The 13,490-nt window shown below is 40.7% G+C and carries 16 protein-coding genes; 10 read left to right on the forward strand and 6 right to left on the reverse strand.

From position 1 onward, the window contains the following. Window positions 1-331: 331 nt before the first annotated feature. From H6G26_RS07105 to H6G26_RS07115, 3 genes are read left to right on the forward strand one after another with little or no spacing between them, the layout of a single operon-like run. The gene (locus H6G26_RS07105) at window positions 332-592 is read left to right on the forward strand and encodes a hypothetical protein (RefSeq protein WP_190728587.1); all 261 of its coding nucleotides are present in this window, start codon (window positions 332-334) and stop codon (window positions 590-592) included. A 10-nt stretch (window positions 593-602) separates the two neighbouring features. Beyond that, window positions 603-881: a hypothetical protein gene (locus tag H6G26_RS07110; protein ID WP_190728588.1), complete on the forward strand. Its 279-nt coding sequence runs from the start codon at window positions 603-605 to the stop codon at window positions 879-881. Then, on the forward strand, window positions 878-1,327 hold the full coding sequence (locus H6G26_RS07115) for a type II toxin-antitoxin system VapC family toxin (protein ID WP_190728589.1): 450 nt from the start codon (window positions 878-880) through the stop codon (window positions 1,325-1,327). Before H6G26_RS07110 ends, H6G26_RS07115 begins: the two co-directional genes overlap by 4 nt. 155 nt (window positions 1,328-1,482) lie before the next feature. Here H6G26_RS07115 and H6G26_RS07120 read toward each other — a convergent pair whose 3' ends face one another. The 4 genes from H6G26_RS07120 to H6G26_RS07135 form a co-directional block, all read right to left on the reverse strand. Next, window positions 1,483-2,277 (reverse strand): DUF262 domain-containing HNH endonuclease family protein, encoded by a 795-nt coding sequence (locus H6G26_RS07120; RefSeq protein WP_190728590.1) that lies wholly within the window; start codon window positions 2,275-2,277, stop codon window positions 1,483-1,485. A gap of 314 nt (window positions 2,278-2,591) precedes the next feature. Then, the gene (locus H6G26_RS07125; protein ID WP_190728591.1) at window positions 2,592-3,998 is read right to left on the reverse strand and encodes an NAD(P)(+) transhydrogenase (Re/Si-specific) subunit beta; all 1,407 of its coding nucleotides are present in this window, start codon (window positions 3,996-3,998) and stop codon (window positions 2,592-2,594) included. Then, complete coding sequence (locus tag H6G26_RS07130; protein ID WP_100900811.1) at window positions 3,995-4,288, reverse strand: NAD(P) transhydrogenase subunit alpha; 294 nt, start codon at window positions 4,286-4,288, stop codon at window positions 3,995-3,997. Before H6G26_RS07130 ends, H6G26_RS07125 begins: the two co-directional genes overlap by 4 nt. 32 nt (window positions 4,289-4,320) lie before the next feature. After that, a complete protein-coding gene (locus H6G26_RS07135) occupies window positions 4,321-5,487 on the reverse strand; it encodes a Re/Si-specific NAD(P)(+) transhydrogenase subunit alpha (RefSeq protein WP_190728592.1) in 1,167 nt (388 codons plus the stop codon). A gap of 761 nt (window positions 5,488-6,248) precedes the next feature. On the opposite strand from H6G26_RS07135, the gene H6G26_RS07140 reads away from it, so the two are divergent. The 7 genes from H6G26_RS07140 (at window position 6,249) to H6G26_RS07170 (ending at window position 10,423) form a co-directional block, all read left to right on the forward strand. Continuing rightward, window positions 6,249-6,761, forward strand: coding sequence for a DUF2808 domain-containing protein (locus H6G26_RS07140; protein ID WP_190728593.1), 513 nt, complete (start codon window positions 6,249-6,251; stop codon window positions 6,759-6,761). A 118-nt stretch (window positions 6,762-6,879) separates the two neighbouring features. Next, on the forward strand, window positions 6,880-7,014 hold the full coding sequence (gene rpmH, locus H6G26_RS07145; protein ID WP_099102484.1) for a 50S ribosomal protein L34: 135 nt from the start codon (window positions 6,880-6,882) through the stop codon (window positions 7,012-7,014). Between the two features lie 25 nt (window positions 7,015-7,039). After that, on the forward strand, window positions 7,040-7,462 hold the full coding sequence (rnpA, locus tag H6G26_RS07150) for a ribonuclease P protein component (RefSeq protein WP_190728594.1): 423 nt from the start codon (window positions 7,040-7,042) through the stop codon (window positions 7,460-7,462). Next, a complete protein-coding gene (locus H6G26_RS07155) occupies window positions 7,449-7,841 on the forward strand; it encodes a PH domain-containing protein (protein ID WP_109009000.1) in 393 nt (130 codons plus the stop codon). The genes rnpA and H6G26_RS07155 overlap by 14 nt, the downstream gene beginning before the upstream one ends. 169 nt (window positions 7,842-8,010) lie before the next feature. Next, window positions 8,011-9,162 carry a membrane protein insertase YidC gene (gene yidC, locus H6G26_RS07160; RefSeq protein ID WP_190728595.1) on the forward strand — a complete coding sequence of 384 codons (1,152 nt, stop codon included), beginning with the start codon at window positions 8,011-8,013 and terminating at the stop codon, window positions 9,160-9,162. Further along, on the forward strand, window positions 9,159-9,686 hold the full coding sequence (locus H6G26_RS07165; RefSeq protein ID WP_190728596.1) for a R3H domain-containing nucleic acid-binding protein: 528 nt from the start codon (window positions 9,159-9,161) through the stop codon (window positions 9,684-9,686). Before yidC ends, H6G26_RS07165 begins: the two co-directional genes overlap by 4 nt. 209 nt (window positions 9,687-9,895) lie before the next feature. After that, on the forward strand, window positions 9,896-10,423 hold the full coding sequence (locus H6G26_RS07170) for a DUF177 domain-containing protein (protein WP_190728597.1): 528 nt from the start codon (window positions 9,896-9,898) through the stop codon (window positions 10,421-10,423). A 183-nt stretch (window positions 10,424-10,606) separates the two neighbouring features. Here H6G26_RS07170 and H6G26_RS07175 read toward each other — a convergent pair whose 3' ends face one another. Next, complete coding sequence (locus tag H6G26_RS07175; protein ID WP_190728598.1) at window positions 10,607-12,775, reverse strand: NACHT domain-containing protein; 2,169 nt, start codon at window positions 12,773-12,775, stop codon at window positions 10,607-10,609. 9 nt (window positions 12,776-12,784) lie between these two features. Then, the gene (locus tag H6G26_RS07180) at window positions 12,785-13,237 is read right to left on the reverse strand and encodes a hypothetical protein (protein WP_229560147.1); all 453 of its coding nucleotides are present in this window, start codon (window positions 13,235-13,237) and stop codon (window positions 12,785-12,787) included. Window positions 13,238-13,490: the final 253 nt, after the last annotated feature.

A 13,490-nucleotide genomic window follows, 5' to 3' on the forward strand; every position in this document is an offset into this window, starting at 1 on the left:
AACACCTATTTTATCGTAGAGTAAGTTAGCGATCGCCTATTGAACCTAAATTCGTCAAACCCACTTACAGTAAGCATTTACGTTTTGCGGATGAGTCTAATGAAACTTTCCGGGTAAGGCGATTACCTATATAAGTTAAGTTCATTAATTGTTGGTGTAACTTAAGGTAGCGATCGCACCGTAGAGATTTAGCGATCACTCTTTTTAAAGAACTACAGAGGCGCAGAGTACACAGAGGAAGAAGAGGGGCATCGCACGCTGAAGATTTTGCAGGCGATCGCTTATTATAATTTTACTAGCATTAGTAATATAAGTTGCTCTATGAATTAATATGGAAACTAAAGAAATTCTCCAAGCACTCCCAAACCTGAGCATAAGCGATCGCCTGAAGATAGCTGAGTCAGCCCTGCAATTAGTTCTTCAAGAAAAACACTCACTTACCAAAGATGAGCAAAAACGCCAATTAACACTAGCTGCAACGACAGCTATTGCAGATTATGCACCTGGTAGTGAATTAAGTACATTCTCAAACTTAGAGGGAGAAGACTTTTGCTATTATCCAGATGAAAACTTCTACAACTCAGGGAATTAGGAGACAACAAATGATTATACAGCTACAATTAAAACCAGAAATAGAGGCTCGTCTCATTGCTGAAGCTGCTGCACAAGGTTTATCAGTAGAAGCTTATCTTGCATCTCTGATTGAAAACAGTTTAACGAGCCATGAAGAAAGTTTTCTTTATCAAGTATCAACTCATGAAGAATGGGAAGCTATATTAACAGATTTAATAAATAGTCCTGCTTTTTCTTTAGCGCCAGTACTTTCAGACGGAGCGATTAGTCGAGAGAGTATTTACACCAGAGAAGATGAAATGTTATGAGTTATTTGGTGGATACTAATATTTTGCTGCGTTTGGTGCAGAAGAATAGCCCAATGCACTTTGATACTCAAAGAGCCATATTGATGCTCAAGAGACAAGGGGAACTATTATATATTATTCCACAGAATCTCATTGAGTTTTGGGCTGTTGCTACAAGACCAATTAATAGTAATGGTTTAGGTTTATCCACGGCTCAAGCAGTAGAAGAAACTGATAAACTTAAGAAGATATTTATACTACACCTTGATATACCTGCTATTTTTAGTGAATGGGAATCTCTAATTATTAAATACCAAGTCATGGGAAAAAAGGTGCATGATGCACGTTTAGTTGCGGCGATGATAACACACCAGATTACACATCTACTTACATTTAATATTGATGACTTTAAACGTTTTTCTGAAATTGTAGTTGTTGATCCACGCAGTATTACACCACAATCTTAATTATATTGCCAGAGCGTTCGCACTGTGGATATTTGGCGATCGCTTTTTTTAACGAACCGCCAAAACACCAAGGAGTCAGATTTGAGGTGAGCGCATTTTGGCTAGTATGTGGCGATCATTTTTTGTATCACGCAAAGGTACACATACATATTTGATTAATGAGATAAACCTTCTTTTTTTAAGACAAATCCTATACCTAAAAATTCTATTTTTTCTTGTTCATTTCCTATGCTAAATTGCCATCTTTCTTCCATAAAGTTTAGTAAATCAATACCTCTTTTAAGTATCTCCTTAGCTGTCCAATGTTCATAATTGGCTACTTCATTTTCAGAAAAAGACCCATATCTATATCCAATAGTATTTATTTCATTACCTTTTTTTGCAAGGAAAGATTTATTACTAAAGCTAGAGTTTTTAGCTGATGAAAGAGGTAATAAGTTACCGAGAGAATTTTTTAATATATTTTTTTCTTTAGGTGTATAGTTTTGAAAGTTTGTCTTTAAAAATTCATAACTTGGATTATCTTTTTCATAACCAAAGATATACGATATAGAAATGCCGCCATCTTTTGAATCAGAAATATATTTTTTGCGAATCTCCTCAATGGTATTATAATTTAATTTAGTATTTTTATCAGTACACTCAATCAATCCTTGAATGAGAATTATTGAAGTTGTTAATCTCTGTTGACCATCAACAATATAATAAGCGTCATAACCTTTGGACTGTATTATCCATGAATCATTTTGCCACTGATTGATAACCTCATTAGAAACCTCTTCTAAAGTTAAAACTCCTAAATAATGATTTTTTTTATCTCCGAGCTGTTCTAAATCATTCCAAAAATCTTTAAGTTGCTTCAGATTCCAAGCATATCCTCTCTGGTAGTCTGGTATTCTATATAGTTTTTCTGTAAAAATTTTAGATAGTGAATATAATTCTTTGTCCATAAATTATTTATCCTGCACCAAGATAGGTAGTTAAATTAGTTAGCGGTTCTTTTGTGTAACTTTATACTTTATAAACTTAAAATTACTGTTTTGTCAAAATCCAAGAGATAATTTTGACTGCAAAATTATATTCAACATATGCATTAGCCTTTAATTAGTACAAAATTAGTACGTTTTTATTAAAGTCTTCTTTGCGTCTTTACGTAAAACAATCTCCAAAAAACTTGCCTCAGAAGCATCACACCCCCAAGGCAAGCCAACTCTCTAATTGTTTCTTTACTCCGCGCTCTCTGCGCCTCTGCGGTTCGTTTCTCTTAAAGTTGCTTCACTTCCGAAACCAACTTCGCCACCATATCCTTAGCACTACCAAAAAGCATCGTAGTTTTATCTTTGTAGAACAACTCATTATCTACACCGGCAAAACCCGTACTCATCCCGCGCTTAATCACAATCGTCTGCTTCGCCCGATCTACTTCCAAAATCGGCATACCATAAATCGGGCTATTTGTATCACTCCGCGCTGCCGGATTTACTACATCATTTGCCCCAATTACTAAAGCCACATCTGCTTGATCAAACTGGGGATTAATATCATCCATGTCGTACAACTGCGTATAAGGCACATTTGCCTCCGCCAGCAACACATTCATGTGCCCCGGCATTCTACCAGCAACGGGGTGAATGGCATACTTGACATCAACGCCCATTTTTTCTAACTGATCTGACAATTCCCGGACGCTATGTTGCGCTTGGGCAACTGCCATACCATAACCAGGCACAATTACCACAGAACGGGCATAACCCAACATCATCGCTCCTTCTTCAGGATCAATGCTGCGGACGCTTTGATCGATCGCACCACCACTAGCAGCACCACCACCAGAACTAGAACCTGTACCAAAAGCGCTGAACAGCACACTAAATAAGGAGCGGTTCATCGCCTTACACATAATTTCGGTGAGGATTAAGCCAGATGCTCCTACCAAAGCACCAGCGATGATTAACATATTGTTCATCACCACGAACCCAGCCGCCGCCGCCGCAACACCTGACAAGGAGTTCAACAGCGAAATTACCACCGGCATATCGCCGCCACCAATGGGGATGACGAACATCACACCCAGAACCAATGAAACGCCAACCACTCCCAAGAATATGGGTAAGCTATCGGGTGTGATGATTAAGTAGGCACTACCTACTATATAAGCACCCAGAAGCAACAGGTTAAATGGTTGCTGGAATGGAAATGTAATCGGCGAACCGCTAATTAAACCTTGCAATTTAGCAAAGGCTAAAAAACTACCTGTGAAGGTAACGCCACCGATTAACACGTCCAACAGGATGGAAATGTTGACATCAAGGGGTATCGGCTGAGAACTATCTAATAACCGCCAGAATTCGGCAACGGCTACTAATGCCGAAGCCGCACCGCCTAAACCGTTGAGTAATCCCACCATTTGGGGCATTTCGGTCATTTGGACTTTGTAGGCAACGATCGCACCAATTCCCGATCCAATAGCCAAGCCCAACAATATCATCTCGTAGTTCAACACATGCTGATCCAGCATTGTCGCTGCGATCGCCAGTAGCATCCCTACAGCCGCTACGATATTACCGTTTCTCGCTGTAGCAGGTGATCCCAGCTTTTTCAAGCCCAGAATGAATAACGATGCAGCGACTAAGTACGTCAGCTGAATGCCAGTTGGTAAAAAGTCGCTCACGCTTTAATCTCCTTCTTCTTGAACATTTGCAACATTCTATCTGTCACTAAAAAACCACCCACAACGTTGACTGTTGCTAATACCACAGCAATCAAACCGAGAATTACTGACACACTTGTGTCTCTCGCGCCAGCAGCAACTATTGCTCCAAGTACCGCAATGCCAGAAATCGCGTTTGAGCCTGACATTAAGGGCGTGTGTAGAGTCGGTGGGATTTTGTTGATGACTTCAAAGCCGATAAAAGATGCCAAAACAAATACAAACAAAGCAGCAAGTAATGCCTCTGTCATGCTTGAAAAACTCCTTATGTTAATTTGGGCTACTAACCTGCTCCAACGCCGCTCAAAGCTTGTAGTGCATCCCGCACTCGTTGATTGCGAATTTCACCAGCGTGGGTAACGCAAGCTGCATCAACGATGTCGTCGCCAAAGTCAACCTGCAAAGTTTTGTCTTTAATTAGCAGTTGCATCAATGACGTAACGTTCTTGGCATACAATTGGCTGGCGTGAATTGGCATCGATGATGGGAGATTAATGGGGCCGATAATTGTTACGCCGTTCCATACAATATCTTTACCGGGTTCGGTGCAGGCGCAGTTACCACCCTGTTCAGCGGCCAAATCTACAATCACTGAACCTGGTTTCATCTGTGCCACCATTTCTTCTGTGACGAGCCGTGGTGCTTGTCTTCCAGGAACTTGGGCGGTGGTAATTACGACATCAGAATTTTTGATGTGTTCAGCAACAACTTCTTGAGTACGTTGTTTGCTAGCTTCAGAGATTTCCTTGGCGTAACCACCTGCGGCGACGGTTTCTTCATCTAATTTGACTTCAACAAATTTTGCCCCTAAGCTTTGCACTTCTTCTTTGACGGCGGGACGGATATCAAAGGCTTCTACCACTGCTCCCAAGCGTCTGGCAGTAGCGATCGCTTGCAATCCGGCTACACCAGCGCCCATAATAAATACTTTCGCTGGAGCGATCGTACCTGCGGCTGTGGTTAACATCGGGAAATATTTCGGTAATGCAGCTGCGGCAATTAATACTGCTTTATAACCTGCTAATGAAGCTTGCGAGGACAAAGCATCCATACTTTGCGCCCTGGTAGTACGGGGAATCATTTCCATACTCAAGGCTGTGACTTTCCGATTTGCTAGTTGCTGTGCAACAACAGGATTTCCCAAAGGATTGAGGAAACTGACTAATATAGCCCCTTCCTTTAACAAATCAACTTCTGAGCGTCCATCTTCTCGTTCTTGAGGTGGACTGACTTTCAGCAAAATATCTGTTTCGCCCCATAATTTGGCAGTATCGCTGATTATTGTGGCTCCTGCCGCTTCATAGTCAGGATCGTTGAAAAAAGATCGTTCTCCTGCACCTGCTTCTACCCAAACTTCCAAACCTTGTTTTACCAATCGAGCAACGGTGTCAGGAATTAATGCCACACGACGTTCACAAACTTCAATTTCTTTAGCAACTGCTATTCTCATGAAATCTCCTGAAGATAAATACCTAATCTCTGCCAAGTAAGCGATTGCCTAGATGAGGGATATCCCGCACTCATAGTACTTAGACGGCAAAATCACCCATGACTTTTACTTGTAGATTGAACCTTGAAACTTTCCTCTCCCACTCTTAACTATCCAGGCAAAGCCTGGCTTTGCCGTTCGCAGATGTCATATTCTCAGATAGTTGCAAACAGGGTTACGTATTGCACATCCTAAATTGATTCCCAAATTTTGCATCTTTATCTTCAGCTTGTTTTCGGGATTGAGAAATTTTGGTATTCCTTTCTTATAGAGCAATATTGACCAAATTTTGAACGCTTTATAATTTCCCAATCAAATTTTAATGATTACGACTTTGATTCCAACTTATTTTAATCAATTTAGCCCAACTTAACTGGCGATCGCTGATGCCACACCTCAATTTTTATAACAAAATTCTCAAATTTAGATACACTTATACATATTTAGAAACACAATCCAATCCCAACTGTATTTCTATTTAGTTCAAAATTTTACCAACCTAATCATCAAATCAGCAGTCTGTAAGAGTAATAAAGTAAATAAATTATATGTTAAATTTGCAACTAAGTAGTATTATTTGCCACCCAAACATCAAGGAGGATGGCACTTTTTATTGTTACTGAACGTCAATTGTTAGGAAGTGAGTAGTAAACTTTAGTAACGAATACTAACACACGGTTATTTAGATAACAGATTTATATTTTGGTAGAGGAAGCCCAATTATGCGACGTTTACTTTCCGCTTTAGCCGTGACTAGCTGTTTAATGACTGCATTTCCAGCGCTGACTTGGGCGCAAAGTTTACCTGGGTTTACGCTGTTTAGCGGCATCAAACAAGAAAATCAACTCCCCTTCCGGTTAGATTTTGGTGGACAAGCTAATGGTTGGGATAGATACATATTGAGGATTCCAGCCCAAAGAATGAAATTGGCTGTTGGTCAATTTGCCATTACCTATCCTGATTATTACAAAGGAACTTTTGACCAGAAAAACATTCAAGTCCGAGTCAAAGGCAAAGCAGTTCCGCTTTCTGAGGTGAAGTGGGACAAAGAAGGTAAGCTGATTAATATTTTTCCCCAAGAGCCGGTACCAGCAGGTAGTGGAGTTGAGGTAGTCTTATCTAACGTGAAAAACCCAGCCTTCGGCGGAATTTACTATTTTAACTGTCAAGTTCTCTCGCCTGGCGATGTGCCACTACTGCGCTATATGGGAACATGGATTTTAAGCATCACTTAAGAGTGCTGAGTGGGTCTAAGCAATTCCCTATGCTCAATTCCCAATTCCCAATTCCCAAATAAAGTGATAAAATTGGAGATTGTGAGTTTTTATAAAAATCACTTAAGAGGAGAACAGTATGAAAAGAACACTGGGCGGTACTAGCCGTAAGAGAAAAAGAACCTCTGGTTTTCGCGCTAGGATGCGGACACCAGACGGCAGAAACGTGATTAGTGCTAGGAGAAAAAAAGGGCGTCACCGTCTGAGCGTTTAGGGCATATTAAGCTATAAGAGCATCTGTGGCTTTGCCTAAAGCAAATCGGCTAAAATCCCGCAAGGATTTTCAGGCAGTTTTCCGGGAAGGGATTCGGCGTCATGGTTCTTATTTAACATTGAGAGCCTTAAAGCCTCTATGTTTGACAAAACCTTCTTTGGACACTGCCACCCAAACAACACAAGCAACTGACTCAGCAGATATTGCCAGCACCCGCATTGGCATTTCTATAAGCACAAAAGTAAGCAAAAGGGCAGTGGTTCGCAATCGAATCAAACGGCAAATTACTTCTGCTTTACATAATTTGCTGCCTAAATTATCACCAGGATGGCGGCTAGTGTTCATTGTCAAACCCACAGCAGTAGAATCTAAGTGCGTAAGCCCACAATTTCTGCAAGAATTAGAGCAGTTGTTGGCACAAGCTGAGGTGTTCGATGGGAATTCGTGAAGATGTTTATTATGAAGGTGGCCCCCATATTGGGGATTTGATTGTTAACCTGTTGATTGGACTAACCATTGTCGGGATACCATTAACAGTTGGGGCAATTGTCAGAGCATTGTGGCTGCGTTTCCGCATCACCGATCGCCGGATTACCGTGACGGGAGGTTGGCAGGGACGCGATCGCACTGACATAATTTATTCAGAAATCGTTAAAGTTGTCACAGTTCCCCGTGGCATTGGCTTATGGGGAGATATGGTGCTAACTCTAAGAAACGGCAGCCGTCTCGAACTGCGTGCAATTCCTAAGTTTCGAGAAGTCTATGACTACATTAACGAAAGAATTGCTGCGAAAAATCCCGAATATAGCGCTGCTGCTAACAAGTGATGGGAGCAAGCAAGGGGAGAAAGGGAGAAAAACCAATGCCCAATGCCCAATGCCTAATGCCCCATTTGAATGTGCGGCTATCCGTAGCGAAGGGTAGTCGCACATAATTTATGATTTAGATAAACTTAGATTCAGTCAGTTTACAGTACCTCAGGTTGAATTCAGAATAATGGATTTTGGTATCGGCTTTCTCTCGAACAACGTGATGCTGCCAATCATAGATTTTTTCTATGGTATTGTGCCTAGCTACGGATTGGCGATCGTTGCTTTGACCCTGATAGTCCGCTTCGCGCTCTATCCCCTGAGTGCTGGCTCAATTCGCAATATGCGGAAAATGCGAATTGTACAACCTCTGATGCAGAAGCGGATGGCAGAAATTAAAGAGCGCTATAAGGATGAACCGCAAAAGCAGCAGGAGGAAATGGTCAATGTTCAAAAAGAATTTGGCAACCCCTTAGCAGGCTGTTTTCCATTACTAGTGCAAATGCCGGTTTTATTAGCGCTGTTTGCTACTTTGCGGGGTTCGCCTTTTGCAAGTGCGAACTACAGCGTTAACCTGCAAATTCTTCCCGCAGAACAAATCGAACAAATTCAACCGCAAGCCTTTGCCACTGCTCCCCAAAATATTTATATTGCTGATGGAGAACACGTTAAAGTAGCTGCAATCCTTCCTAGTGGTAACAAACTAGCGGTGGGAGAACAAACTAAGATCCAATATCAGACCGTTCAGGGCAAACCATTTCAGGTACTCTTAGCAGAACACCCCGAAAATAAGTTGACTCCTGATTGGAAAGTCACCAAAGGTGAAGATAGGGTAAAAATTGATGCCGACGGCAATGTAGAAGCTTTGCAGCCTGGAGAAGTCACTATTCAGGGGACAATTCCTGGACTAGCAGCAGAAAAAGGCTTTCTATTTATTGATGCCTTAGGCAGGGTTGGTGCAACTGATCCAGATGGCACAATCCATTGGGATATCGTTGCTATGATCGTGTCCTTTGGAATCAGCCTTTATGTTAGCCAAATGCTTTCTGGGCAAAATTCCAGTGGTGGCAATCCGCAGCAGGATACAGTTAACAAAGTCACCCCAGTAATCTTTTCTGGGATGTTTTTGTTCTTCCCCTTACCAGCTGGGGTGCTGATGTATATGGTGATTGGTAATATTTTCCAAACTGCACAAACTTATCTGCTCTCCCGCGAACCTCTACCAGAAGAACTGCAAAAAATCGTAGAAACCCAGGAGAAAGAAGCAGTAGTCGCAGAACAAAAGGCATTGCCTTTTGAACCAAAAAGTGCCAAGAAAAAGGCGACAGGGGGATCATGAGCAATATTCCCATGCAGCGAGGTCAGCAGTGGTTAAAAACCCTGTTGGAACTCACTGGAATACCTGCCGAAATTCAGGGTCATTTAGAAACTGCCCAATCTCAAGAGGGTGATTCCCCAGAACCAGATAACTACTGGTTAACAATTGACCAAACTAATTTGACAACAGAACAAATCCAGGTATTAATTGGTGCTGATGGTTCTGTATTAGATGCAATTCAGTATCTAGCAAATTCAGTTTTAAACCTAAGCCAACCACCGGAGGAACAAGCCTCTTACACTATTGAGTTGAATGGCTACCGAGTTAAGAGAGAAGCCGAAATTCGCGCATTAGCAGAAGCAGCAGCTGATGAAGTGCGCTTTTCTGGTAGAGAAGTGGAAATTAAATCCCTTAGTTCTGCTGAAAGGCGGCAAATCCATACATTCTTGAAGGATTTTGGAGATTTAGAAACTTTCAGTCGCGGTAAAGAGCCGCATCGTCATTTGGTTGTACGAGCAGCTTCGTTGGAAGAAGTTAGGGATTAGGAGTTATTCAATTTTAGATTTTAGATTTTAGATTTTTCTTTCAATCCAAAATTCAAAATCTAAAATTGGCAGAGTTAAGAGTTAACTGAAGCTCATAACTATATAATTTCACAATTCCTCTTGTTCCTAAAAGCTAAAATAAAGATGTAGCATCAGTATAATTGCTGCTAATAAAGATAAATTTTTAGTGAGGATGTCTCACAAATCCTATGGACGCAATTTTTATTCCGCAGCTAACTAAAGCCCCGGAGCGGACAGAGGAAGTTCAGGTTCAGGAATTTCTGCCTGGTCTAGAAACGTTGACACCAGTTCGCGGTCATGTGCGCGTAGAGCATCATGGCAATTACCTGGAAGTGTCTGCTCAAGCAGAAACAATTATTACTTGTACTTGCAACCGCTGTTTGCAGCAATACAATCGCCGCTTAGGGCTTGATACGAAAGAAATCATTTGGTTAGACGAAAATGCAAATCAGTCAGATGACTTGCCCCTAGAGCGAGAAGTGACTATGGAAGATTTGCTAGAAACCCTACCGCCCGATGGTTATTTTTATCCCAACGAATGGCTGTATGAGCAAATGTGCTTGGCAGTACCTCTGCGCCAGCTGTGTAATCGCAATTGTCCAGGTATTCCTGTAAGTAGTACTGTTGATAATTCTGATAATTCTGATAGTTCTGAAACTCCAGTTGATAACCGTTGGGCTTCTCTGGAAGCTTTGAAAAAGCAACTTCCGGGATAGACAGGTGACTTTCAACTTCGTTAACGCGCTACTAACTAATAGCGCGTTTATTTTAATGAGTCGGTTATCATAGCTTTAGGATACACAGTAAAGCCAGAAACTGAAAGCATTGAGCCGTAATAATAAACACAAACTGGCAAATAATGTTCTTTATTTATCATTATGACCTTGCTTAACTTAGTCTCAGCTAAGTGGTTGATTTAATCGTTTCCCACACTTGGTACAGAAGTTGAAAGTAACTGGATTAGTGCAATCACAATTGGTACATACTATATTTTTTTCAACTGGAGTTTGAGATGGAATGTCTCTCTTAAAATTGTTGGTTGAACTAAATTCAGTGAGTGCATTATTCCTATCAGTAGACTGATAAATTGGTTGTGAACTTGCTTGAATAAATACTGGCTCCATTTGGGCAAAATGCTCCAGCAGCATTCGATGGATAAAAATGTAACTACCTCCAACCTTTTGCAAAAAGATGTGTTCAGTCGCATAATCAAGAAAGCGGACATAGTTTCGAGGTATGCAATTCTTGGTGTAAAGAATGAGGCGTAAAGTAAAGTGTTGTAGGCAGGCTTGACCACCCCCAAACACAAGCCCAGATACAAGCCCAAACACTAAACACAATTGCAGCCATTCTTTTTTTCCGAAGATTTGTTCACCAATAAATCTCCCAAATAATCCCCCAAGTAATCCGCCAATCAATCCCATTATCAGGGCATTCTTCGCTGAGTTCCATATCCCTTGGTTAGGAATTGTTCTTATCACTATATCTGGGCCTCTCAATCCACATAACAATCCTAAAATCAGTCCATCAATTAGCCCATATAGTAAACCTAATTGCAGCCCAGTTAGAAGATCAAATGTTGTAGCGTTAACTAGTTGCAACCCAGTTTGGAGAACAAATGGAGTCTTAACTAGCTTAAAAAATAGTCCTACGATTAGCCCCAAAAGCAATCCACCTGGTAGTCCACTCTTCAAAAAGTTTTTGGCTTCTTGCCAAGACCATCTTAAAGTTTCAACTGGTTTGATTTCTGCCGTATTCCACGCTAAAGGTAGTGCAGCCGAAATTACACCAATTAATGCCCCAGGTGATTTGTGTATTTGCCAGCCGATTAACCCAGAAATGATTACTCCAATCAAAAAATTTGCAAATTTATAAAGTATTTTTTGCACTCGATTTGACAAGGATATAGGCTGTATTCTTTCGATAAAAAAGACCGTTTGAGACTTCTGAAACATCTGCTGTGCTAGCCAAATTAGCCAGCGCATTGCTTGCACTTTTGAGTATCTTGGCTCATATTTACGGCGCTTAAACATCCGTTCAATATAAGTATTAAAAAGGTGCTTTCGGCGTTCTTCTTTAGAACCTGTATTAGGTAAATCTTCAAGTTTCTTACCTTTATAAGCTAGAGTCATGACGCTTAAAGTCAGGGGAGACTTAGCTAATTCTTGCAATGTAGTGTCTTCTTGAAGCAATGTTTTTACTGCTTCTAGTTGTTCACCAGCCCTATCTAAATATTGGTTAACTTGCTGAAATGTCAAAGATTGGATGCAGATAGCACCTTGCAATTGTAAACGAGTAGAGAGAGCTTCATAATCTCGAATACGGCTTGTCACCACAATCTCAATCAGCCCATGTTCTTGCATGAATTGGTTGATGGCTTGGATGCCGATTTCCCGACGATCAATTTTCACCTCATCTAAACCATCTAGCAGCAGTAATAGTTGTTGATCTTCAATCCAAAGTTTAGCAAGTGCTTTAGAAACTTGATATGTACTATTCAATTCCTCAATCAGCCAATCAGCAATTGTTTGCTGTTTATTTCCCCAAGAAGATAAGTTCAGCACTACTGGAATAGGTTGGCTCAAATCTTTTTCGGTACGAGCAATTAATTCTTGTGCCAGCTTCAGGAGAGTGATCGTTTTACCCGCGCCGGGTTCTCCTAGAATCAATAAGGTTCGTCCTTTTCCCATCTGATTGAAGACATGAGTGACACTTTTCCCTTCAGGTAAGGTTTGCCCAGACTCATTAGGAATTTCTTGGATAATGTTAGATGGGCGCTTTACTGCGTCTAATCGTTCTTCCAGTCCCAAATCAATTAGACTTTTAGTATACAAAGATTTTTCTAGTACACCTTTAATCCAATACTGTTTGACTTTATTAAGTAAAACTTCTCGGAAACGGTACTCCTGTTTCCCTGAAGGAGGTTTTACCTGTCTTTGACCTATTAGTTTAGCTAGGCTGAAGCTTTCATTCACAGTTAGGTACTGAATTTGGTGCAAGTCCCGTCCAGCCTGTCCAACTTGAGCTTCCCGAATCAAAGCACCATCAATATTAAGATTTTGAGTCATAACCTTTTTTTATGTAAAAAGTAAAAGACTTTTAGCTGCAACTCCTAACCAAGGAGCTAATTGTTTGGCAATTGGCTCTAACTTTTTCCAAATCCCTTCGCCTGCATTAAACGTTTCGTTCGCTTCTTTGAGGACTTTACTAGCTTTTTGCAAACTTGTTGCCGCAGTGTTTTTGTCTGGTTCTTTTTCCTTAACTGCGTCGGTTGCATAATCCAGATGTTTCAGTGCTTGTTTCTTTTGGTCTTCTGGTAAATCTGAATTACGAAATATGGATTCAATTTGTGCCATTAATTCTGCAACCTCACATAAGGTCAATTCTTTCTCAGCCCCACCCTGAGTATTTTGCTGATTTTGGGTCATGTCGCCAGCTGCTTGTCCAACTTGAACACCTGAAAATTGACCACCGCCAATGTTGAGGGACATTCCTCCAGGATTTTTGGGCTGTGAATTATTTTCTGTCATTTCATTTGCTTGATAAAAACATACTTTTATTTAAGCTCTAATCCAGATTAAGCAGATAACTTTCACGAATATTAAAAAAATTTGCGTATATCGTAAGCAAATTACTACATTCATGGATGCTAAGTAAATTGATTTATTCTCAGTTTCTACCTGTAGATACAAGCTTTGCGGCAATTTTTATGTAAGTAGGTTCTTCAAGTTTCATTGCCTAATAGAGCTAGTTAAGGAGAGATATATTCGTTTTTAGTTGTGA

Source organism: Nostoc sp. FACHB-888, from assembly GCF_014696655.1.
Lineage (GTDB): Bacteria > Cyanobacteriota > Cyanobacteriia > Cyanobacteriales > Nostocaceae > Nostoc.

Excerpts from the sequence above, each read along its gene's own strand:
- H6G26_RS07105 (WP_190728587.1), top strand. The coding sequence starts at position 332 with ATGGAAACTAAAGAAATTCTCCAAGCACTCCCAAACCTGAGCATAAGC.
- H6G26_RS07170 (WP_190728597.1), top strand. The coding sequence starts at position 9,896 with ATGGACGCAATTTTTATTCCGCAGCTAACTAAAGCCCCGGAGCGGACA.
- H6G26_RS07110 (WP_190728588.1), top strand. The coding sequence starts at position 603 with ATGATTATACAGCTACAATTAAAACCAGAAATAGAGGCTCGTCTCATT.
- H6G26_RS07155 (WP_109009000.1), top strand. The coding sequence starts at position 7,449 with ATGGGAATTCGTGAAGATGTTTATTATGAAGGTGGCCCCCATATTGGG.
- H6G26_RS07180 (WP_229560147.1), bottom strand. The coding sequence starts at position 13,237 with ATGACAGAAAATAATTCACAGCCCAAAAATCCTGGAGGAATGTCCCTC.
- rpmH (WP_099102484.1), top strand. The coding sequence starts at position 6,880 with ATGAAAAGAACACTGGGCGGTACTAGCCGTAAGAGAAAAAGAACCTCT.
- H6G26_RS07130 (WP_100900811.1), bottom strand. The coding sequence starts at position 4,288 with ATGACAGAGGCATTACTTGCTGCTTTGTTTGTATTTGTTTTGGCATCT.
- H6G26_RS07165 (WP_190728596.1), top strand. The coding sequence starts at position 9,159 with ATGAGCAATATTCCCATGCAGCGAGGTCAGCAGTGGTTAAAAACCCTG.
- H6G26_RS07135 (WP_190728592.1), bottom strand. The coding sequence starts at position 5,487 with ATGAGAATAGCAGTTGCTAAAGAAATTGAAGTTTGTGAACGTCGTGTG.
- yidC (WP_190728595.1), top strand. The coding sequence starts at position 8,011 with ATGGATTTTGGTATCGGCTTTCTCTCGAACAACGTGATGCTGCCAATC.
- H6G26_RS07120 (WP_190728590.1), bottom strand. The coding sequence starts at position 2,277 with ATGGACAAAGAATTATATTCACTATCTAAAATTTTTACAGAAAAACTA.
- H6G26_RS07140 (WP_190728593.1), top strand. The coding sequence starts at position 6,249 with ATGCGACGTTTACTTTCCGCTTTAGCCGTGACTAGCTGTTTAATGACT.
- H6G26_RS07115 (WP_190728589.1), top strand. The coding sequence starts at position 878 with ATGAGTTATTTGGTGGATACTAATATTTTGCTGCGTTTGGTGCAGAAG.
- H6G26_RS07175 (WP_190728598.1), bottom strand. The coding sequence starts at position 12,775 with ATGACTCAAAATCTTAATATTGATGGTGCTTTGATTCGGGAAGCTCAA.